Genomic DNA, 22,010 nt, shown 5'->3' on the forward strand with positions numbered 1-22,010 from the left:
AACGGCACGTTTCCCCTTCATTTGACTTTCTATAAATAGGTTTGTCATTAACTGCCACGGGGTACTCTGATACCCCGTTTTTTCATAAGCGAGATGCTGATGTTTGATTTCTCCACCCCCGTCGATCGTCACGGCACCTGGTGTACCCAGTGGGACTATATTGCTGACCGCTTTGGTGCTGCGGATTTGCTGCCCTTCACTATCTCGGATATGGATTTCCCCACCGCTCCGGTTATTTTGCAAGCACTCAATCAGCGCATCGGGCACGGTGTGCTGGGGTACAGTCGCTGGCAACATGAAGATTTTCTTGGCGCAATCCGCCACTGGTATCAGCAGCGTTTTCATTGTGATATTGATACATCAATGGCGGTTTATGGCCCGTCGGTCATCTATATGGTGGCCCAGTTGATTCGCTGCTGGTCGGCACCCGGTGATTTCGTCGTCACCCACACCCCCGCTTATGATGCTTTTTACAAAGTAATCCTCGGCAATCAGCGCCAATTACTCAGTTGCCCGCTGCATAAAGTCGATAACCAGTGGCAGTGCGATATGGCACATCTGGAAGCATTACTGGCGCGCCCGCAAACCAAAATATTGTTACTGTGCAGCCCGCATAACCCAACAGGCAAGGTCTGGACAGCAGCAGAGCTCGCCCAAATGGCCGAGTTATGTGAGCGCCATCAGGTCAAGGTCATCAGTGATGAAATTCACATGGACATGACGTGGGATAATCAAGTGCACACGCCGTGGAGCCAAGTCGGTCTAACACCCTGGGCCTTACTGACCTCCGGTTCCAAGACATTTAATATTCCGGCCCTCACGGGAGCTTACGGTTTTATCAGTGATACTGAAACTCGTGAAACCTATAGCCAAATGTTAAAGGGTCGTGATGGCCTCTCTTCTCCAGCTGTTTTAGCCATCGTGGCGCACATTGCGGCCTACCGTCAGGCTGAACCCTGGTTAGACGAATTACGCCGTTATCTGCAAGCCAATCTGGCTTATGTGGCTCAGCGGTTGAATGAAGCATTTCCCACATTAAACTGGCAACCGCCGCAGGCAACCTATTTGGCGTGGATAGATTTGCGGCCACTGAATATTGACGATAATCAATTGCAGAACGTGCTAATCGAACAACAGAAAGTCGCCATTATGCCGGGCTTCACTTATGGTGAAGAAGGCCGTGGTTTCCTACGCCTTAATGTCGGTTGCCCGCGCAGTAAAGTTGAAGCTGGAATGGATAAACTCATTAATGGGATCCGGTTTTTGCAGCGGGAATAGCGAGTTTGCGTCGGTTATAACTGGTTGTTAATCTCGCGAATAAATATAAGAATGTGGCTCCCCAGTGGAATAGCCACATTCATTTATTTATAGGAAACAAGGATTTGTGCCTAGAATAACAACCATGAATTTTATAACTGCTCGTTATGGTGAGTTCATTTTTCATCGACTGGATTTTTCGATCGACGATCATGATTTCATTATGATTTTCTCTGAAGCTGTCATGTTAGCAGGCGGAGGAACCTCAAGTTTTTCTAACGAGGATGTGGGATTTATAATTCCTGAAAATACATATGAAATAAAATTTGATCGGGCAGAGAATTTTCATAATGACAGTTACTTCGAATTACCGACAACACAATACAGCAAGCTCAACTATAAAAGTTTAATGCGACTGGGTAGTGCTTTAAATATATTGATAATGAATCATTATCACAGTTTTAAACCCAGGCTTTATTTATCCGTAGCGGTAAATACCAGATTAAAACTCCTGTATGACCGTTTATTATTAACCCATCGTGAATTTAGCATTCCCATTGAAATCAAAAAGAATATTGGTGAAGGAGGAAGAGGATATGCAATCAAAACACCTCGATTTTATGATACTGCAGCGTAAAAAAGAAGGAATGAAACGCGCCAAAGCTGCGTTTGTTGCAGCGGAGAAAAATGGAACATTACAAGTGTTGAAATCGGCTCTCTCTCCACAGTAATACGAGTTACAGGCACCTTTTGCAGGGTAAAAAGGTGCCAAAATGAGACTATTATCACTTTTTTATGTAACACGGTGGATATTTTCACTGATTTGTTTTTATAATGTTCTGCACTTAATCCATAATAATCCAGTGAGTGCACATATGATTGACCCCCGCCTTCCCTTGACTGACATTCATCGCCACCTTGACGGCAATATTCGTGCGCAAACTATTTTGGATCTGGGACGTCAGTTCAATCTGTCGCTGCCTGCTGATGAGTTAGAGGCTCTGCGCCCGCATGTTCAAATCACTAAAACCGAACCTGATTTAATTAGCTTCCTGCAGAAACTGGATTGGGGCGTCGCTGTTTTAGGCTCTTTGGAAGCCTGTCGCCGCGTGGCTTATGAGAACGTCGAAGATGCCGCAAATGCGGGCTTACATTATGCCGAGCTGCGTTTCTCTCCGTTTTATATGGCGATGAAGCATCAGCTACCCGTCGCCGGTGTAGTTGAAGCCGTTATTGATGGCATTCAATCTGGTTGTCGTGATTTTGATATTGATATTCGTCTCATTGGTATTCTTAGCCGCACTTTTGGTGAGCAAGCCTGTCTGCAAGAACTGGATGGTTTGCTGGCATATCGTGATGCTATTACTGCGCTGGATCTGGCGGGTGATGAGCTGGGTTTCCCTGGTGGGCTATTCCGCAGTCACTTTAACCGCGCGCGTGATGCCGGTTTGCGGATTACCGTCCATGCCGGTGAAGCCGCTGGCCCTGAGAGCATCTGGCAGGCTATTCGCGAGTTAGGGGCGGAACGTATCGGTCACGGTGTTAAGGCCGTAGAAGATATCAAACTGATGGATTATTTGGCTGAGCATAATATTGGTATTGAATCCTGTCTGACATCCAATATTCAAACCAGCACCGTGGCATCACTGGCTACTCACCCATTAGCCACCTTCTTACGCCATGGCGTATTAGCATCTATCAATACTGATGATCCTGCGGTTCAAGGTATCGAAATTGCTAATGAGTATCATGTTGCCGCACCAGCCGCTGGCCTGACAGCACAAGAAATTCGTCAGGCGCAAGAAAATGGCCTGACAATGGCATTTATCAGTGAGCAAGAAAAGCAGATATTGCGCGACAAAATTCGCAGCTAAACAGCAGGATATCAAAACAGCGCGTATCACTAAAAAGCTCTACGCGCTTCGAGTCACTAACAAAGCCAAATGAAGGGGAAACGTGCCGTTGGGGTCGTAGTGGCGTGAGCCACCGGAGCGCCCCTAGGTTCGGTCACCCCTTCGATAACTGAAGTTGGCCAGTTATAATGTCTCGTGTGTTTTCGCAGTGAGCGTTTCTGCGCTCTCTCTGGCGACCCGTTTGGCGTAGCGCTGCGCCAATACGGCACAAACCATCAATTGAACCTGATGGAATATCATCAGAGGCAATACCATAACCCCCACGACCGAGGCAGGAAACAGCACGTTAGCCATCGGAATTCCATTGGCCAGACTTTTCTTCGAACCGCAGAACACAATGGTAATTTCATCGGCGGTGTTGAAGCCCAACCAACGGGCAGCCAACGTATTGACGACCAGCACCAATGTCAGCAAGACCATTGAACAAACCAATATTGCCAGCAACGACCAGCCGTCGATTTGATGCCAAATCCCCTGCACTACCGCCTCACTGAAGGCAACATAAACTACCAACAGAATCGATGACCGGTCAGTAATATTAACCAGTTTCTTATGACGCTCAACCCATTTGGCTATCAGTGGGCGTGATAAGTGACCGACAATAAACGGTACCATCAATTGCATGACGATAGAACCAATAGCATGCAAAGTATCAGTATCGCCCCCTTGGGTATGCATCAGCATCCCCACCAGAATCGGTGATAAAAACACACCGAGAATACTGGACGCCGAGGCACTACATATGGCAGCGGCGACATTCCCCCCAGCCACCGAGGTATAGGCGATAGCGGATTGCACCGTCGCTGGCAATGCACACAGATAGAGGAACCCCAGATACAGCGTTGGCGTTAACACCCCGGGAACTAACACATTCATACCCAATCCCAATAGCGGGAACAGGGCAAACGTACTGAGGAATACCACCAAATGCAGTTTCCAATGCCCCATGCCGGAGACTATAGCGGCGCGGGACAGTTTGGCACCGTGCATAAAGAACAGTAATGCGATAGCCGCCGTCGTCAGGTGTTCAAACCATACTTTGACCTCACCCTCACAAGGAAAGATCGAAGCAATAATAACAACCAGTATGAGTACTAATAAGAACTTATCTATTCGTAAGCGTTGTAACCAAGACATGCAAAAGTATTCCTTCAATATACCCTTCGCTCTGGACGCTGCGGGGGTGTTAGCTACGCTTACTCACCCGAATCACGTACTGATGTAAGCTCATCGGGATTTGTTAGCTTGCTGCCTACCCGCAACTCCAATAGCTTTGGGTATAGTTTAAAAAAAACGAAGAGATCTAACTCAATTTGCAGTGACAACTGGCAGCGTTTTTTTCTGTTGATCAGAGGCAATGCCCAACTCAATCAACTCCATCACCGTAATCGCTTCTGATGCTGGCACCGGATTGGCTGCTGTACCCAAGATGGCTTCGCGGATCCCAGCATAGTAAGCAGGATAATTACCCGGTAATGTCAGTAAAGGTTTCTCGGCCAGAACGCCATCATGTGACAGTGTCACGACACCATCGCGCATGTCATAGCCCCAGTCAGCCTGCGGTAAACGCTCACCGGCTTTCAGTCGGTCTTCCTGTGGGTCTAAACCAAATTTAATGTAGCTGCCTTGCATACCGTGGACGATATAACGCGCAGTTTCTGCCGCCGCCAAAACCGTGCCATGTAACACCACACGTTGCTCCGGATAGCTGAGAATGGCATGGAAGTAGTCAACCGACTGCGCCCCTGGACGTAGCATTCCTAAATCCACATTTAAGCTGTCTGGCAAACCAAAGAGTTGCAGCGCTTGATCCAGTAAATGCGGCCCCAGATCGTACCAAATACCGCTGCCAGCACCACCTTGCTCGCGCCAGCGCTGGCGGATTTCAGGACGATAACGGTCAAAGTGAGATTCAAAATAGACGATTTTCCCCAGCGAACCTTCCGCCAGTAATGTTTTTAATGTCAGAAAATCACTGTCCCAGCGGCGATTGTGAAATACAGATAATAGCAGCCCAGCTTCGTCAGCTTGTTTCTTCAGATCTCGCGCTTGTGACAGTGTCACGGTAAACGGCTTATCGACCACCACATGTTTACCGGCTGCCAGTGCCCGTTGGGCCAAAGGAAAATGGGTATCATTGGGGGTTGGAATAACGATGAGTTTAATTGAAGGGTCATCAAATAAGGCTTGCGGGTCAGAAACGACAGTCATTGACGGCCAATCTGCATGAACTTTACTGGCATCACTACTGGAAACTCCTGCCAGCTCCAGCCCAGGCGTCCCCATTATCAGGGGAGCATGGAATGTTTTACTGGCGTAGCCATAACCCAGTAAACCCACTTTTATTTTTTCAGCCATCACATATTTCCTCTTGCCCGGTATCACTCGATACAATCGATTTGACACTATGATGATTCCCGCGACAAGAGGTAATTTTTTGCTTCACCAGACCTGCAACATTAAACCCGTACCATGCCCTCGCCATTTTCGCGCCATTCGGGGTGGCGTAAGCTGCGTTGTGGATAATTGGTTTCAATGCTGCGACGCCTGAAATCACTGGGGCTAACCCCTACACGCTTGCGGAATACTCGAGAAAAATAAAGCTGGTCGTCATACCCCACCACCCGACCAATGGTCGCGATTGGTTCTTGCGTGGTTTGCAGTAATAATTTAGCGCGGATCACCCGTTGGTCTTCGCGCCAGCGCAAGATATTAATCCCCACTTGCTCGCGAAACAGGTGCGCCAAGCGTGACGGTGATAAACAGACATGGCGGGCAACTTCATCAATGCGCAACTCGCCGGCTAAATTGCCGGTAATAAATTGGCAGGCCTCGATCACCCGCGGATCCATAATACGTTGCGGACTGAGAGGATCTTCTTCCATTGCACGCAGCAACAGCCGCTCCAGCAAGTTCATCCCTAACTCTTCACCAAAACGACGACCGGATTTTTGCGTCTGTTCTATATTGGCAAACAGACGATCGAACTCCAGCAGTAAATTATTGTTAGGTAAGGATAAACGCCCTACTTCATGGGTTTTACTGTGCCACTCCAACCAATCAGCCCAATAGGCCCGAGGACGGAAATAGACCCAGCGATGATACCAACAATCACTGTTAGGTGAGCGACCATAATAATGTGCCGCTTTAGGCGGAAAGAGCAGCAAATCACCAGGGTTACTGTAAAAGGTGTTTTCGCCATCAAAAATCTTGCCCTGACCCTTAATGGTCAGATTCAAGATATAACCTTTCATGCCGCCGGGCCGGTCGATAAAGAAATCGAGTGGTCCATCAGCCAGAATCGGGGTTAATCCAGCCACCAGATAAGCGTTAAAAGTGTAGCCTGGCAGCAAGGGATTGGGTTGCGGTTCCTGAACCATGCGATGGTACATTGAGTCTCCTTGATGTCATTTCTGCGCTTATACCCGTCATACATCAGTTTATCGGGCGGATTTCAAATCCGCCCGATAGTGATAACAGAATTGTGAGCCACGGTGGATTTTTATGGACTTTCCTGTCATCCGTGCGTTTATACCGTCCGTTTAGCCAGCTGCTTGTAACGGTCGAAGATAACCGCTGCCAGCAGGATCAAGCCGCGCACCACATATTGTGAGAACGGAGAAATATTCAGTAGGTTCATGGCATTTTCCACTGTCCCCAGAATCAAAATACCGGCGATGACATAGGAAATTTTGCCAATCCCGCCTTTGAGGGATACCCCACCCAGCACACAAGCGGAGATGACTATCAACTCATAACCAATCGAGGTCATGGGCTGACCACTGGTCATGCGCGACGCCAGAATGATCCCCGCAGCGGCGGATACCAGACCAGACAACACAAAGATAATGATTTTGGTACGTACCACTGGAACGCCGGCCAAACGGGCGGCATCTTCATTACCGCCAATCGCCAGTGTATTACGGCCAAAGGTGGTTTTATTCAACAGAAAACCGAACAGTGCCAGGCAAGCAATAGTGATCCAAATCGGTGCGGGCAACCCTAACCAATTGGTATAACCGAGCGCGAAGAAACGTTCATCTTCGATACCCACCGCTTTACCATCAGAAATGATGTAAGCCAGGCCACGAACGATCTGCATGGTCGCCAGCGTGGTGATTAGGGCGTTGATTTTTAAGCGGGCAATGACAAAACCATTGATCAGACCACACAGAGCACCCAGCAACAAGCCTGCTCCCACACCTAACCACAAACTTTCAGTCATGTTAATGACCACCGCCGTGGTGACCCCCGCACAAGCAATAACCGAGGCGACGGATAAGTCAAAATCACCGGATGCCAGGCAAAACAGCATGCCACACGCCACCATTCCGGACATCGAGATAGCCAGCCCCAACCCTTTCATGTTGATAAAGGAGCCAAAGTTAGGCACAAAGATGACACAACCGATAAAGACTACGGCGAACACCACCAGCATGCCGTAACTATCCCAAATACGGGACAGCCCCAATCCCCCTTTAGCTGGGGCCTCTTGCGGTGGCTGCGACTGAGGTGATACAGGGGGTTTCTTATCTGAACTTAATGTCACGCTGGACATGGATGTATTCATTATAATCTCCTTCACAATCAGGCCACCGCTGGTGCGGTATCCGTCGCAATATTCGGGGTACGTAGCATCGCCAAACTGAGCGCTTGTTCTTCAGTGGCATCATCGTGATTTAACTCACCGGAGATGGCTCCTTCGCGCATCACCACAATTCTGTCCGCCAGCCCAAGAACCTCTGGCAAATCACTTGACGCAAACAGCACGGCAATGCCTTGTTTCGCCAGTTCGTAAATCACGTTATAGATTTCATGCTTGGCCCCGACGTCAATACCGCGCGTCGGTTCATCCAGCAGGATCACTTTCATATCCTCAGATAACCAGCGCCCCAAAATGGCTTTCTGCTGATTTCCTCCGGAGAGATTCATAATCAGCTGCTGAGGGCCGGGCGTTTTGATATTCAAGGACTGAATGCGTAGTGCGGCGTTCTCTTGTTCCCAGCGATTGTTAATCAGGCAACCGGCGGTCAGTGTTTTGCGGCGGGCGCTGATATTGATATTGTCCTGCACCGAATGCACAGGAATGATACCGTCGGCTTTGCGATCTTCCGGGCACAGCATGACGCCGGCGGTAATGGCATCAATCGGCGAGCGAATAGTGAGCGGCTTGCCATCCAGTAAAACCTGCCCACTAGTCAGTTTGGTGCCACCAAATAGCCCTTTAAGTAATTCGCTGCGCCCGGCACCGACCAGGCCAAACAAACCAACAATCTCACCCTGATGCACGGTTAAGCTAATAGGCGATTTCACGCCGATGGCTTTTACATCTTGCAATGTCAATCGTTCTGGGCCGATTTCACGTGGCTGGTAACCATAAATATCCCCCAGATTGCGCCCGACCATGGCTTGTACCAGCGAATCATTATTCACCTGTGCCATATCAGCAAAAGTGCGCACATAACGACCATCTTTGAACACGGTAATGGCATCACTCAGCGCAAAGATTTCTTCCATACGGTGAGAGACATACAATATGACGCGCCCTTCAGCACGTAACTCACGGATCACCCGGAACAGTTGCTCAATTTCCCGTGCAGAAAGCGAACTGGTCGGCTCATCAAACGCGATGATTTTGGCATTACGCGCCAGCGCCTTGGCAATTTCCACCATCTGCCATTGGCCGATGGAGAGATATTTGAGTGGAGTATCGGGGTCAATATCCAGCCCCAAATGTTTGAGTTGTAAGCTGGATTCATAACGTAGCAATTTACGGTCAACCATGCCCATCTTGGTAGGCAATTGGCCCAAATAGATATTTTCTGCCACCGTCATTTCTGGAACCAAATGCAGTTCCTGGTAAATGATGGCCACCCCCGCATCCAGCGCTTCGGTGGTATTGGTAAAATTAACCGCTTTACCTTTAATGTGGATCTCCCCCTGAGTCGGGGTGTAATTACCGCTGAGAATTTTTAGCAGGGTTGATTTTCCCGCGCCATTCTCCCCCATCAGGGCATGAATTTGACCGGCCTGACAGGTAAAACTGATATCATCCAGCGCTTGCACACCGGGGAAACTTTTTCCGATGCCACAAAAAGCCAGATAAGGTGACTGTTCGGCTTCCAGCTCGGCCTGTAACGCAGAATGGAGTGCTGACATGATGGCTTCCTTGATAAAGTTTGGGTTGCACTGGAGCTACATTTCAAACAGCCCCAGTGCGCCATAGCGTGCAGTGGAATTACATCAAGCCTTTCTTCTCTAACTCGGTTTTGAAGTTATCGCGAGTGATCAGCACCACATCAGTTACTTCAGTAAATTTCGCTGGCTCAACATCTTTGGTGACCCAGTCATGCAGCATCTGAATACTCTTGTAACCATGGATATCCGGGCTGGGTAACAGAGAACCATAGAAGCCTGTTGCCTGACCTTTGGACAGTTCGCTGACCGCATCAACCCCATTGATACCAATGCCTATCACATTCGGTGCCTTGAAGCCCTGACCTTCAGTTGCGCGCACGCCACCCAATACGGTGTTGTCGTTCATCCCGACAATCAGCCAGTTTTTCACTTCAGGATGCTGCACTAACATAGAGTTAGCCGCATCGAATGCCCCTGGAATATCATTGGATTTGGTGGGAACTTTGTAGATCTGTTTTTCCGGGAAGCCCGCAGCTTTCAGTGCGTCCATTGAGCCAGAAGTGCGACGACGCGCAGTGTCCAGCTCATCAGAGGTAATCGCCATAACAGCAGTTTCCCCCGGTTGCCATCCACGATTGTTCATCTCTTTCCACAGTTCCTGGCCTTGGCGTTCACCAATTTTGGTGGCTGCCATCATCACCAATGGCACGCTCTCCATAGGTTTGCCTTTGGCATTAACGAATTGATCGTCAACGGCGATCACTTTCAGGTTATAGCTGCGAGCCTTGGCTTCAATGGCTGGCCCCAGTTTCGGGTCCGGGGTACAGATAACAAAACCCTTCGCACCACTGGCCGCCAGACTGTCGATGGCATTCAGGGTTTTTTCACCATCGGGCACGGCAATCTTAATCACTTCAAAACCTAAATCTTTGCCAGCTTTATCGGCGAACTTCCATTCGGTCTGGAACCAGGGCTCTTCAGGCTGCTTGACCAAAAAGCCTAATTTCATGCTCTCGGCAATAGCTGAATGTGACATAACTGCCGCTAACCCAACCACAGCCAGCGCCTTAGTTAATTTATGCATAGTGTTCTCCGGACTTTTTTTGTAGGAAGAGACATTTTCTGTTTATTTAATCGTCAACCACAGCAATCTGTCGATTTTTAGTGGAAACGTTATCAGTCGTGTTTTTTAACTTCTGAGCGGTTATATGCTTTATTTAAAGCCATCTAACCTCACCACACCCGGTAAGACGCTGACAGTTTTAACGTTAATTACGTATCAGAATGTAGAGCGCTATCACATCCAGGGATTACAGTTTATTTATCCATGTATTCAGCAAATTTAACCTATTTCTAACTTTTGACTGACATCACAAAAACGCTATAGGAAGCAGAAAAGTACATACTTCCAGCTATTGGCTCCTCACATCTTGCTGTCACTCACTCCTATCTTTGTTAGCAATTCAATGAGTCAGGAGCAACCACCATGACAGGCGACGTTATATCGGCAGACCGCCCTTTATTAGCAAAAAGAGCGATATCACTCGGGTTGGATTTTGGCAGCGATTCCGTCCGGGTATTGGCGGTGGATTGTCAGGATGGCACCGAGATAGATACTGAAGTTGTCTACTATCCGCGCTGGCAGAAAGGTCTCTACAGCCAGGCGGCACAAAACCAGTTCCGTCATCATCCCCTCGACTATATCGAAGCCATGGAGCAAGCTATTAGCCAAGTGGTGAGCCGCCTGTCCACAGAGCAACGTCAACAGATTATCGGCATCGGCGTGGATACCACCGGTTCCACCCCCGCACCTATAGATGCCCAAGGTCAAGTATTGGCATTGCGCCCTGATTTTGCTGAAAACCCTAATGCGATGTTCGTGTTGTGGAAAGACCATACCGCCATAGAAGAAGCTGAAGAAATCAATCGACTATGTCGCAGTGGCGAATTTGAGGATTATTCGCGTTATATCGGTGGGGTTTACTCTTCTGAATGGTTTTGGGCGAAAATTCTGCATGTCACGCGCGCCGATAAAGCGGTACGTGATACAGCGGTGTCATGGATTGAGCTATGCGACTGGGTTCCCGCACTACTTTCAGGCACCACTGCCCCGAAAGAGATTCAGCGCGGCCGATGCGCGGCCGGACATAAAAGTTTATGGCATCCATCATGGGGAGGATTACCACCGCGCGAATTCCTGGCCGCACTTGATAACAGTCTGGTCAACCACCTCGATTACCCGCTGTTCACTGATACCTATACCGCTGAACGCCCGGTCGGTCTGATTACCGCTGAATGGGCCGAGCGTTTGGGGCTGCCTGCGACTGTGGTTATCTCCGGTGGTGCGTTCGATTGTCATATGGGTGCCGTCGGTGCCGGTGCTCAACCTTATACTTTGGTTAAAGTTATCGGCACTTCTACTTGTGACATTTTAATTGCCGATAAAGAGTTAGTCGGTGAACGGGCTATCGCCGGGATTTGTGGGCAAGTAGAGGGTAGCGTGGTTCCCGGTTGGATTGGTATGGAAGCGGGTCAGTCAGCATTTGGCGATATGTATGCCTGGTTCAGTCGTTTATTGAGCTGGCCACTGCATCAAGCCGCACTGGCACAGCCAGAATTACAACCACAGCTCAAACAGATTGAATCTACCCTGCTGGCTTCGCTGACAGCTGAGTGGGCTAAAAACCCCTCACTTGATAATCTACCAGTGGTATTGGATTGGTTTAATGGCCGCCGCACCCCGAATGCCAATCAGCGACTAAAAGGCGTGATTACCGACCTGAATTTGGGGACTGACGCACCCACGCTGTTTGGTGGATTTATCGCCGCCACCGCATTTGGCGCCCGTGCGATTATGGAATGCTTCGAACAGCAAGACATTCCGGTGGAGAACGTGCTGGCATTGGGCGGTATTGCACGCAAATCGCCGGTTATCATGCAGGTTTGTGCTGATGTCATGAACCGACCGATCCAAATTGTGGCATCTGACCAATGTTGCGCTTTGGGCGCGGCGATTTTTGCCGCCGTTGCCGCCGGTGTGTTTGTTGATGTACCGACAGCACAACAACATATGGCGTGTAAGATTGAACGCACCCTGACACCCAATGCAGCACAAGTTGCCCGCTATCAACAGCTTTATCAACGCTATCAACAGTGGTGTCTATCCGCTGAGCCACACTACGCACCGGTAACCGAAGCGTGATTAACCGGCTGATTTATCACTTTATGCTGTATAAAAATTGATTAAATGGAGTATCCGATGGACGTATTCAAGCAATCAGAAGTGTGGTTTGTGATAGGCAGTCAAAACCTGTATGGCCCTAAAACCCTGCAACAAGTGATGGATAATGCCCATCATGTCGTCAATAGCCTCAATAGTGAAGCGGGCTTGCCGGTCAAACTGGTGCTTAAACCGTTGGTGACCACGCCTGATGAAATTACCGCGTTGTGTCGTGAGGCCAACTACGATACCGCCTGTATTGGGATCATGACCTGGCTGCATACTTTCTCGCCGGCCAAAATGTGGATTGGTGGCCTGAGCATTCTGAATAAACCGTTGCTGCAATTCCATACTCAGTTTAATGCTCAGATCCCATGGGAAACCATGGATATGGACTTTATGAACTTGAACCAAACTGCTCATGGTGGCCGTGAGTTTGGTTTTATCGGCGCACGTATGCGCCAGCAACACAGTGTTATCACCGGTCATTGGCAAGATAAAGAAGCTCATCAGCGGATTGGCCAGTGGATGCGCGTTGCGGCAGCCAAACAGGAAAGCCAACAACTGAAAGTTGCCCGTTTCGGCGATAATATGCGCGAAGTGGCGGTGACCGAAGGGGATAAAGTTGCCGCACAGATCCAGTTTGGTTACTCGGTGAATGCCTATGGCATTGGTGATTTGGTCACCGTAGTGGATGCGGTCAGCAAAGGTGAGATTGATGCCTTGGTTGAAGAATATGAAGCCACTTACCGGCTAACAGATGCCGTGCAGCTGAATGGCAATAAACGCGAAAATCTACTGGATGCCGCGCGTATTGAATTGGGTATGAAGCGTTTTCTGGAACAAGGTGGTTTTAAGGCTTTCACCACTAACTTTGAAAATCTATATGGATTAAAACAGTTACCGGGGCTGGCAGTGCAACGCCTGATGCAACAAGGCTACGGTTTTGGTGGCGAAGGTGATTGGAAAACCGCCGCATTATTACGCATTCTGAAAGTCATGGGCACCGGCCTAAAAGGTGGTACATCCTTTATGGAGGATTACACCTATAACTTCCAGCCGGGTAATGATCTGGTGGTGGGCTCTCATATGCTGGAAGTGTGCCCATCGATCGCTAAAGAAGAAAAACCGCTGTTGGATGTGCAGCATTTAGGTATTGGCGGTAAAGCCGATCCTGCCCGGTTGATCTTCTCGACTCCGGCAGGCCCGGCACTGAATGCCAGCTTAATCGATATGGGGAACCGCTTCCGCTTGTTGGTCAATGTGGTTGATACCGTCGAGCAACCGCATCCATTGCCAAAACTGCCGGTTGCGCGCGCTATTTGGCAAGCTCAGCCTTCACTGGCAACCGCCGCCGAGGCCTGGATTATCGCGGGTGGTGCGCACCATACCGTGTTCTCACAAGCTATTGGGGTGGATGAGTTGCGTTTGTATGCTGAAATGCACGGCATTGAATTCTTGCTTATCGATAACGACACCACATTGCCAGCATTCAAAAATGAAATTCGCTGGAATGAAGTCTATTACCATCTGAATCGCTGAGTCAGGCATATAGCTAAAGGGGCTTAACCGCCCCTTAAGGTTAATGACAAAACTACGATGGTTCAGTGCGTGAAGGGTTTACCGCACCTAGGGGCACTCCGACGGCTTACGCCGTTACGACCCCAACGGCACGATTCCCCTTCAATTGACATTGTTAGTAGCGTGTAATCTCTTGATTATTTACTCGGTCTGTAATCGCCACAAACGTGCATAGGTGCCGGACTGAGCCAGCAACTCTTGATGGTTACCCTGCTCTAATACTTGCCCCTCTTTTAATACCAAAATACGATGACATTGGCGCAAAGTGTTTAAACGATGTGCGATGCATATGACAGTGCGATTACGGGTGATTTCCGGCAACTGGCGCATAATCGCCGCCTCAGACTCATAATCCAGCGCACTGGTTGCTTCATCAAGAATCAGTATTTTGGGATCCGCCATCAATGCTCTGGCTAACGCTACCCGCTGCCGCTGCCCACCCGATAACAAACTGCCGCGTTCGCCAACTGGCGTTTGATAACCCTGTGCTAGTGCAGCAATAAAGTCATGTGCGCCAGCTAAGCGGGCAATATGCTCAACATGAGCATCATCAGCGTTTGGCCGACACTGGCATATGTTGTCACGTATCGAGCCGGAAAATAGTACGCTCTCCTGCAACACCACACTCATCTGGCAGCGCAATGTGGTGGCATCCGTAATAGCTAAATCCTGCCCATCGACCAGAATTTGCCCATGTTGTGGTGTATATAATCGTTGAAGTAGCTTGGTTAATGTGGATTTTCCGCAACCAGATGGGCCGGTAATACCAATAAACTCACCACCAGCAATATCTAAATTAAGATTTTGTATCACTTCGGCGGTATCGGGTCGATAACGGAAACGTACCTGTTTAAAAACCAGCCTCCCTGGGCTACCCGAACTGGATAACAACCCAGCGCTGCCCGGTTCAGTGGGATAATCCAGAATGGTGCCAATGCGTTTTAGCGCCACCTGTGTATGTTGAAAATCTTGCCAGATTTGTGCCAAACGCAAGATAGGCTGAGTGACATAGCCTGAAAACAGTGTGAACGCAATAAACTGCCCTGGCGTCAGTTCTCCAGCCAATACCAATGTCACACCGATCCACAATAAAATAGCCGAAGTTATTTTATTGATTAACGTGATGCCTTGTTCAGCAATATTCGCTGCTCTGGCGCACGCAAATGAGGCTCTTACATAACCTGCCAATGAGTGCCGCCAACGCCGATTAAACTGATTCTCGGTGGCAGATGTTTTGATGGTTTCCAGCCCACTGATGGCTTCAGTCAGGAATGCCGTATTCTGTGCACTGGCTTCATATTGGCACTCCACCCGCTTGCGTAATACCCCGCCCACCGCCCACCAGAACAACAGATAGCAAACCAAAGAAAACAAAACTATCCATGTCAACGGCTGGCTATAACAAAACATCACCGCGATAAAGGTGCCAACAAAGACTAAATCCAGCAACATGGTCAACGCCGATCCCGTCAGGAAGCTGCGAATTTGCTCCATTTCCCGCATTTTAGCGATAGTTTGGCCAGTTTGTTGTGAAGCGAAGTAACTCAGTGGCAACCCCATTAAATGCCGATAAAGCCCGGTATTTAGCTCAGCCCCCACTCGACTGGATAAATGTGAGAATAGCCATCCGCGCAAAAAGGTGTAGCACGGCTCCGCAATTGCCAGCGCAACCATGGCCCCCCCCAGCACCATCAAGCTACCCACCCCTCGGCTCACCAACACTTTGTCGATGACACTTTCAAATAGCATCGGTGTCACCAGCAAAATCCCCTGCAAGAGCAATGAAACCAAAATGATATTACGTAACTGATGGCGGTATTTGGTGATCACCGGAATAAACCAGCTAAACCCAAAAGGTATTTTCTTTTGTTCTTGCGGTTCAGCTTTCGCCAATAATATGGCCTCGCCACTCCACAAGCTGGCGAGTTCTTGCTGACTTATCTGTTTTTGCTGACCATCAACGGGAAAATATACGCTTGCGCCTGGTTCATTAAGCGCCAGTAACACATACCACTGCGTGTCATGACAGAACAAAATAGGAAGCGGCAAATGTTCTAACCGCGAAATGGGATAGTTCACCGCCCTCGCCCGCAAACCAATCCAACTCGCACAGCGGCATAGCGCAATATTATCGATATCCTGGGGAGCTAATCCGACTTTGTGTGCCAAGTGTGAAGATTCGACAGCCAAATCAAAACATGCCGCAGCACGGGCCAGCGCTTCCAACGGTTGATTAACCTGAGTCGTGGTTGAATTTATCATTATCAACGCTCCCTCATGGCTTCAGCTTGGTACTGTTGCAATGGACTGAGCAAGTAATCGATAACGCGCCGACGGCCAGTCTTAATCTCTGCGCTGACAGCCATACCTGCCGATAAACGCACCGGTTTCCCCTCTACGATCAGTGTATCGCTATCGAGCCGAATACGTGCCGGAAACACCAAACCTCGCTGTTGGTCTTCCATGGCATCACGGGAAATATGTTTGACTTCACCAGAAAGCGTGCCGAATCGGGTATAGGGGAAACTGTCTATTTTGACTTCCACCTGCTGGCCGGGCAGTACAAAACCGATATCTTTATTGAGGATCATAACATCCAGTTCTAGCTGATGATTTTCCGGGACCAAAACCATGAGCGGTTGAGCGCTGGTGACGACACCGCCCAAAGTGTGCACCGTGGATTGCTGTATTACGCCGGAAACTGGTGCACGTAATGTCTGTTGCCGCTGCTTTTCTATTAACTTCACCCGCTCTTGCTGCAATAGGTTGATAGCTTCGTGCGCCTTATTCAGTTGTTCCTGATAACTTCGCTTCTTCTCTGCCAGATAATGCAACCGCGTTTGCTTCAGATGGTGTGCTTTAGCTTGTAAAACAGCCTGTTCATTCTGTAAACGACTCGCCTCAGCATTGGCATTGAGCCATTCTCGCTCTTGTATCAACACCTCAACTTCAGCAATCGACTTCGATCTCACCAGGGTACGCAGTGCCTGTAGCCTTTGCTGGATATTTTTCATCAATGCTCGCTGTTGACCCATACTGGCATATCCCGCCTTGATATAGGCCTGATTAACAGTTTGCTCGCTGTCCTGGCGCGCAAGTTCGGCATTGACTTCAGCATCTTCTTTCGCCAAAAGCGCTTTAGCTTTCATCACCAGGCTCTCGGGGCTGTTCTGGGGCGAAATGAAAGATGAGAGCGGATCAACGCTCAGTAGTGCTGACATGCGCGCAACCTCCAGCGAACGGTGCATTAATTGTTGGTTGATATTGCTGACCTCGGCATCAATACCAATAGGACTAAGTTCAATTAGCACTTGCCCCGCTTCTACCCGGTCACCATCACGAACATTGATTGCTGCCACCACTCCCGGTTCAAGCGATTGGATGACTTTAGAATGCTCAGATACAATCACTTTCCCATTGGCTGATGCATGAATATCAAGCCTTCCGACAATTGACCAGATCAAGACCAACACTAATGTGAGTGCTAAAAACCAGGCAGTACACCAGGCCAATGGCGCTAGCGGACGTTCCACGATATCAAGGTAAGCAGGGAGGAAATCATATTCGTCGCGGGTTCGTTTCGCAGTGTGATAACGTTGCCAGCGTTTTTTTATCCGGCCGAAAATGGCTAATTTCGCCCGAAATCGCATCAACTTCATTTTGATTCCTCATGACTAAAGTCGGCTTGCTGTTGCCACAGTTGGGCATAGATACCGTTTTGTGCCAGCAGTTGGTCATGATTTGCCAGCTCAGCCACACAGCCTTGCTTTATGACGGCAATACGATGACAGTGCCGCACCGTCGAAAGGCGGTGAGCAATGGTAATGACTGTGCGATTGGTAATAATGCGGGACATATTCTTCTGAACTTCAGCTTGTGACTCATCATCCAGAGCACTGGTCGCCTCATCAAAAATCAAAATACGAGGGTTGGCCAGCAGCGTACGGGCAATAGCAATACGCTGGCGTTGCCCACCAGAAAGAGATGCCCCACCTTCAGACAGCACGGTGTCATACCCTAGCGGCAAGGCCAGAATAAAATCGTTAGCACCCGCCAAACAGGCCGCATCAACGACGTCACTCAGTGGGGCAGTTGGCCGAGAATAGGCAATATTTTCACGAACGGTGCGGTTAAACAGGTAATTTTCCTGCATCACCACACCCACCTGACGACGTAGATACTCAGGAGAGAAATGGTTTATCGAGTAACCATCAATATTAATAACGCCCTGTTCAGCAATATAAAGCCGCTGTAGTAGCCGCGCGACCGTACTTTTGCCTGAACCTGACGGGCCGACCAGCCCGATATGATCTCCCGCGCGCAGTGATAATGAGAAATGACGTAATACGGGATCAAGATCGGGGCGATAACGGAAAACCACATTGTCCAGGGTGATATCACCGTTAATTTGGCGATGAGAAGGTGCGACACCGGTGGCTTGCTCGACCGGCAAACTCAAAATATCGGAAATCAGCAGCAGCCCCACCTGCGCTCGGATGCTCTGTTGCCATAAATCAACCAACTTACTCATTGGCATTAATGCTTGTACCGCCAGCATATTAAAAGCGATTAACTGCCCGATACTGAGTTGTACAGACATGACTTGATATGCCCCAACAACAATCACCAGTGCTCCTGCCAGCTTTTGTAGCAATTGAGCACACTGACTGCTGAAGTTTTGCAGGTTTTGCACCTGAAAATTGGCTTGAGCATAATCCCGCGTTTGCGTTTCCCAGCGCTGCTGCATTTGCGGTTCTAACGCCAGGCTTTTAACGGTTTCAACTCCGGAGACAGTTTCGGTTAAAAATGCGCCATTCTGAGCCGCGCAACCGCACAATACTTCGACTTTTTTTTGCAATGGCCGAGTGGTAAGTACCGCTAATAACAGATAAAGCGGTAACGTACCCAGAATTATTAATGTCAGTAGCGACGAAATACACCACATAACAATAAATAAGACGAGAGTAAAAACCACATCCACACATAATGTCAGAGCCGAACCTGTAATAAATTCACGAATATTATCCAGCTCTCGCACTCTTGCAACAATATTCCCCACATGGCGCTGCTTAAAATAACTTAGTGGTAACTTTATTAAATGTTTAAATAGCTTGCCACCTAATAAAATATCCACGCGTGTGGTGGTATGGCTAAAGATATATTCACGCAGAAGTTTCAGAATGACTTCATACACCCCGACAACTAATAACACAATAATTAATACATCAAGCGTTGCCAGTGCATTATGAACCAAGACTTTATCCATAATGACCTGAAAGAAAAGCGGAGATATCAAAGCCAGAAACTGCAATAGCATTGATAATACCAAAACCTGAACCAGTGATTTGCGGTGACGCAGTAAGACCGGAATAAACCAGCGTATATCAAAACGCGAATGGCTGCAATAGAGTACAACACCGCCCCAGAGCTTGCTAAGATCTTGATAATTTATCACTTGTGGCTTATTACTATCAGAATATTGCAGTAATGCCTGATCAGAGTTCAATCGTGCCAACAGGATAAATCTGCCCTGAATATCCCGAAACGCCAGGGGTAATTGTGTTGGTTTTATTTTATTGAGTGATTGTTTTTTTACTTTGAAACGGGTTGATGTTATACGCGATAATTGCGCAAAAGACCCTTTCAGGGCGTCGAGTGAGATCCTTGCCGAGGTATCAGTGACAGTATTTCTACCAAATACTTCAACGGATTCTGAATTTATTCCCGCCAACTGAATTAAGCGCGCTGCACATACCAAAGCGGAATGAAGATGATTTCCCATAAATTAAACAACCTATAATTTTACCGTCAAAAACAAATAATTGCTTATGAAGCTATAGAATATAACTCCGGCATTTTAGGGTTTCTTTTATACACCGCCACTATAGAGTAAGAATTTATAATGAAATTCATCTGAAAATTTCTTTAAATTCATTTAAAAAATAAAATAAGAAAAATTAAAACTTCAAAAGCCCCACCAATATGGATGTCACAGAGTAAATATTAAACACGCGGGTGTTATTATCAGCCAATCGCTCACATTTATTGATTTGCATCGCCAATTTCTTAGCGCTTTGTGTGATAATTTCGCCGTGATTTAATCATCGAAAACAGGAAATTTCGCACCATGACACCGACACTGTCTTCATCTGCCGATGCTCTCCCTTCGCTATCAAATATGAGTTCTGAAACAAATTTGCACCCCATTCAGCAAATTGCACAACAATTAGGCCTGAGTGCAGATGATTTAATCCCCTATGGTCATCATATGGCGAAAGTTGACATCCGTGCATTACGGGCCGGTGCTCCACAAGGCAAACTGATTCTGGTTTCCAGCATTACTCCGACGCCGCTGGGAGAAGGCAAAACTGTCACGACCATTGGTTTAAGTCAGGGAATCAATCAATTAGGCTATCGCGGGGTGGCTTGTATTCGCCAACCGAGTCTTGGCCCTGTCTTTGGTGTTAAAGGAGGGGCAGCAGGCGGTGGTGCGGCGCAAGTATTACCCATGGAGAAATTGAATCTGCATTTGACCGGTGATATCCACGCCATTAGCGCGGCACATAATCTCGCAGCGGCGGCGTTAGATGCACGTTTGTATCATGAGCAACGTCTGGGGCCAGCCTTTAGCCAACAAACCGGCATGCCACTGCTTAATATTGATGCTCAACAAATTCTCTGGCCACGAGTGGTTGACCATAATGATCGGGCGCTGCGGCATATTCAGGTCGGTGTGGGCGGCGGCACTCACGGTGTTGAGCGTCACGACCATGTGGAAATTACAGCGGCATCAGAACTTATGGCCATTCTGGCGTTGTCAGAAAATCTGCATGACATGCGCCAACGTATTGGTCGAATAATTTTAGCCCACAGCGCTAGCGGCCAAGCCATTACTGCTGATGATTTGGGGGTGGCGGGTGCCATGACGGTGCTAATGAAAGAGGCCATCCACCCGACGCTGATGCAAACCAGCGAACAGACACCGGTGTTCATTCACGCTGGGCCATTTGCCAATATTGCACACGGGAACTCTTCAGTGCTGGCTGACCGTTTGGGGTTGCAGTTAGCAGATTATGTAGTGACAGAAGCGGGCTTCGGTTCTGATATGGGAATGGAGAAGTTCTTTAATATCAAGTATCGACAATCTGGTATCGCACCATCCTGTGTGGTTCTGGTTGCCACATTACGTAGTCTGAAAGCCAATAGTGGTGTTTTTGATATCAAACCGGGCCAACCTCTGCCTGCTGAAATTCTCAATACCAACATTCCTTCATTGAGCCAAGGTTGCGCCAATCTAAAATGGCATATTAATAATGCCCAAAATTATGGTTTACCGGTGGTAGTGGCCGTCAATCGCTTCCCTGACGACAGCACGGAAGAACTGACCTTTTTGGCCGACTATGCGCTATCTGCTGGCGCAGTTGCCTGTGAAATCAGTGAGGCTTTTGCAAAAGGCGGCGCGGGCACCACCGCCTTGGCTCAGTGCGTTATCGATGCTTGCGCTCATGCATCTCCCCCTGTACTGGCGTACCCTGACAGTGCCTCATTGGAACAGAAAATAGAGATTTTGGCGCAGCGCTATGGTGCCCGTGAAGTCACTTTTACCCCACAAGCACGCCAACAGCTTGACTCAATAACTGAGGCCGGTTTTGGTCATTTACCGTTGTGTATCGCCAAAACACCGTTGTCCATCAGCGCAGATGCCAGCTTGAAGAATGTTCCACATGACTTCGTATTACCTGTCACGGCCTGTGCGGTGTCAGCCGGTGCTGGATTTGTGCGGATTTATGCTGGGGATATTATGACCATGCCGGGTCTGGGAACACAGCCTGCGTATTATCATATTGATATAGATGACGAAGGGTGTATTCGCGGGTTAAGCTAGGTAGATACTAGAAAGT

At 48.5% G+C, this 22,010-nt stretch carries 15 protein-coding genes; 6 read left to right on the plus strand and 9 right to left on the minus strand.

The genetic code is table 11. From position 1 onward, the window contains the following. Window positions 1-99: 99 nt before the first annotated feature. The 3 genes from FTB31_RS18175 to add all read left to right on the plus strand — a co-directional run bounded on the left by FTB31_RS18175 (window position 100) and on the right by add (window position 3,131). Window positions 100-1,278 (plus strand): MalY/PatB family protein, encoded by a 1,179-nt coding sequence (locus FTB31_RS18175; protein WP_050078145.1) that lies wholly within the window; start codon window positions 100-102, stop codon window positions 1,276-1,278. Window positions 1,279-1,402: 124 nt separating this feature from the next. Next, entirely contained in the window at window positions 1,403-1,894 is a 492-nt protein-coding gene (locus FTB31_RS18180) for a hypothetical protein (RefSeq protein WP_050078012.1), read from the plus strand. Window positions 1,895-2,132: 238 nt separating this feature from the next. Then, the gene (gene add, locus FTB31_RS18185) at window positions 2,133-3,131 is read left to right on the plus strand and encodes an adenosine deaminase (RefSeq protein ID WP_227731676.1); all 999 of its coding nucleotides are present in this window, start codon (window positions 2,133-2,135) and stop codon (window positions 3,129-3,131) included. Window positions 3,132-3,293: 162 nt separating this feature from the next. On the opposite strand, the gene FTB31_RS18190 is transcribed toward add, so the two are convergent. From FTB31_RS18190 to FTB31_RS18215, 6 genes are all read right to left on the minus strand, one after another. Next, the gene (locus tag FTB31_RS18190) at window positions 3,294-4,307 is read right to left on the minus strand and encodes a bile acid:sodium symporter family protein (RefSeq protein WP_050078010.1); all 1,014 of its coding nucleotides are present in this window, start codon (window positions 4,305-4,307) and stop codon (window positions 3,294-3,296) included. A 171-nt stretch (window positions 4,308-4,478) separates the two neighbouring features. Beyond that, entirely contained in the window at window positions 4,479-5,528 is a 1,050-nt protein-coding gene (locus FTB31_RS18195; protein WP_227731677.1) for an oxidoreductase, read from the minus strand. A gap of 101 nt (window positions 5,529-5,629) precedes the next feature. Then, the gene (gene araC / locus FTB31_RS18200) at window positions 5,630-6,562 is read right to left on the minus strand and encodes an arabinose operon transcriptional regulator AraC (protein ID WP_050078007.1); all 933 of its coding nucleotides are present in this window, start codon (window positions 6,560-6,562) and stop codon (window positions 5,630-5,632) included. A 137-nt stretch (window positions 6,563-6,699) separates the two neighbouring features. Next, window positions 6,700-7,728: an L-arabinose ABC transporter permease AraH gene (gene araH / locus FTB31_RS18205; protein ID WP_050078143.1), complete on the minus strand. Its 1,029-nt coding sequence runs from the start codon at window positions 7,726-7,728 to the stop codon at window positions 6,700-6,702. Window positions 7,729-7,757: 29 nt separating this feature from the next. Further along, the gene (gene araG / locus FTB31_RS18210; protein ID WP_227729817.1) at window positions 7,758-9,329 is read right to left on the minus strand and encodes an L-arabinose ABC transporter ATP-binding protein AraG; all 1,572 of its coding nucleotides are present in this window, start codon (window positions 9,327-9,329) and stop codon (window positions 7,758-7,760) included. Between the two features lie 79 nt (window positions 9,330-9,408). Beyond that, window positions 9,409-10,392 (minus strand): arabinose ABC transporter substrate-binding protein, encoded by a 984-nt coding sequence (locus FTB31_RS18215; RefSeq protein ID WP_004715863.1) that lies wholly within the window; start codon window positions 10,390-10,392, stop codon window positions 9,409-9,411. A 402-nt stretch (window positions 10,393-10,794) separates the two neighbouring features. Here FTB31_RS18215 and FTB31_RS18220 point away from each other — a divergent pair, with 402 nt between their 5' ends. Both FTB31_RS18220 and araA read left to right on the plus strand, forming a co-directional pair. Continuing rightward, window positions 10,795-12,510, plus strand: coding sequence for a ribulokinase (locus FTB31_RS18220; protein WP_050078005.1), 1,716 nt, complete (start codon window positions 10,795-10,797; stop codon window positions 12,508-12,510). A gap of 57 nt (window positions 12,511-12,567) precedes the next feature. Next, the gene (araA, locus tag FTB31_RS18225; protein ID WP_227720624.1) at window positions 12,568-14,070 is read left to right on the plus strand and encodes an L-arabinose isomerase; all 1,503 of its coding nucleotides are present in this window, start codon (window positions 12,568-12,570) and stop codon (window positions 14,068-14,070) included. Between the two features lie 180 nt (window positions 14,071-14,250). Here araA and FTB31_RS18230 read toward each other — a convergent pair whose 3' ends face one another. From FTB31_RS18230 to FTB31_RS18240, 3 genes are read right to left on the minus strand one after another with little or no spacing between them, the layout of a single operon-like run. Further along, window positions 14,251-16,371, minus strand: a complete 2,121-nt coding sequence (locus FTB31_RS18230; protein ID WP_227731678.1) for a type I secretion system permease/ATPase — start codon at window positions 16,369-16,371, stop codon at window positions 14,251-14,253. A 2-nt stretch (window positions 16,372-16,373) separates the two neighbouring features. Then, entirely contained in the window at window positions 16,374-17,768 is a 1,395-nt protein-coding gene (locus FTB31_RS18235) for an HlyD family type I secretion periplasmic adaptor subunit (RefSeq protein WP_227731679.1), read from the minus strand. Next, a complete protein-coding gene (locus FTB31_RS18240) occupies window positions 17,765-19,891 on the minus strand; it encodes a peptidase domain-containing ABC transporter (protein WP_227731680.1) in 2,127 nt (708 codons plus the stop codon). Before FTB31_RS18240 ends, FTB31_RS18235 begins: the two co-directional genes overlap by 4 nt. A gap of 345 nt (window positions 19,892-20,236) precedes the next feature. Between FTB31_RS18240 and FTB31_RS18245 the strand changes: the two genes are divergently transcribed. Then, the gene (locus tag FTB31_RS18245; protein WP_227731681.1) at window positions 20,237-21,994 is read left to right on the plus strand and encodes a formate--tetrahydrofolate ligase; all 1,758 of its coding nucleotides are present in this window, start codon (window positions 20,237-20,239) and stop codon (window positions 21,992-21,994) included. The last annotated feature ends 16 nt before the right edge of the window (window positions 21,995-22,010 follow it).

Source organism: Yersinia proxima, assembly GCF_902170785.1.
In the GTDB taxonomy this organism is placed as follows: domain Bacteria; phylum Pseudomonadota; class Gammaproteobacteria; order Enterobacterales; family Enterobacteriaceae; genus Yersinia; species Yersinia proxima.

Bases quoted from the DNA above. Each gene is read 5' to 3' on its own strand.
- FTB31_RS18195 (WP_227731677.1), bottom strand. From the start codon at position 5,528: ATGGCTGAAAAAATAAAAGTGGGTTTACTGGGTTATGGCTACGCCAGT.
- araA (WP_227720624.1), top strand. From the start codon at position 12,568: ATGGACGTATTCAAGCAATCAGAAGTGTGGTTTGTGATAGGCAGTCAA.
- FTB31_RS18180 (WP_050078012.1), top strand. From the start codon at position 1,403: ATGAATTTTATAACTGCTCGTTATGGTGAGTTCATTTTTCATCGACTG.
- add (WP_227731676.1), top strand. From the start codon at position 2,133: ATGATTGACCCCCGCCTTCCCTTGACTGACATTCATCGCCACCTTGAC.
- FTB31_RS18190 (WP_050078010.1), bottom strand. From the start codon at position 4,307: ATGTCTTGGTTACAACGCTTACGAATAGATAAGTTCTTATTAGTACTC.
- FTB31_RS18220 (WP_050078005.1), top strand. From the start codon at position 10,795: ATGACAGGCGACGTTATATCGGCAGACCGCCCTTTATTAGCAAAAAGA.
- FTB31_RS18235 (WP_227731679.1), bottom strand. From the start codon at position 17,768: ATGAAGTTGATGCGATTTCGGGCGAAATTAGCCATTTTCGGCCGGATA.
- FTB31_RS18175 (WP_050078145.1), top strand. From the start codon at position 100: ATGTTTGATTTCTCCACCCCCGTCGATCGTCACGGCACCTGGTGTACC.
- FTB31_RS18215 (WP_004715863.1), bottom strand. From the start codon at position 10,392: ATGCATAAATTAACTAAGGCGCTGGCTGTGGTTGGGTTAGCGGCAGTT.
- araC (WP_050078007.1), bottom strand. From the start codon at position 6,562: ATGTACCATCGCATGGTTCAGGAACCGCAACCCAATCCCTTGCTGCCA.
- FTB31_RS18245 (WP_227731681.1), top strand. From the start codon at position 20,237: ATGACACCGACACTGTCTTCATCTGCCGATGCTCTCCCTTCGCTATCA.
- FTB31_RS18240 (WP_227731680.1), bottom strand. From the start codon at position 19,891: ATGGGAAATCATCTTCATTCCGCTTTGGTATGTGCAGCGCGCTTAATT.
- araG (WP_227729817.1), bottom strand. From the start codon at position 9,329: ATGTCAGCACTCCATTCTGCGTTACAGGCCGAGCTGGAAGCCGAACAG.
- araH (WP_050078143.1), bottom strand. From the start codon at position 7,728: ATGTCCAGCGTGACATTAAGTTCAGATAAGAAACCCCCTGTATCACCT.
- FTB31_RS18230 (WP_227731678.1), bottom strand. From the start codon at position 16,371: ATGATAAATTCAACCACGACTCAGGTTAATCAACCGTTGGAAGCGCTG.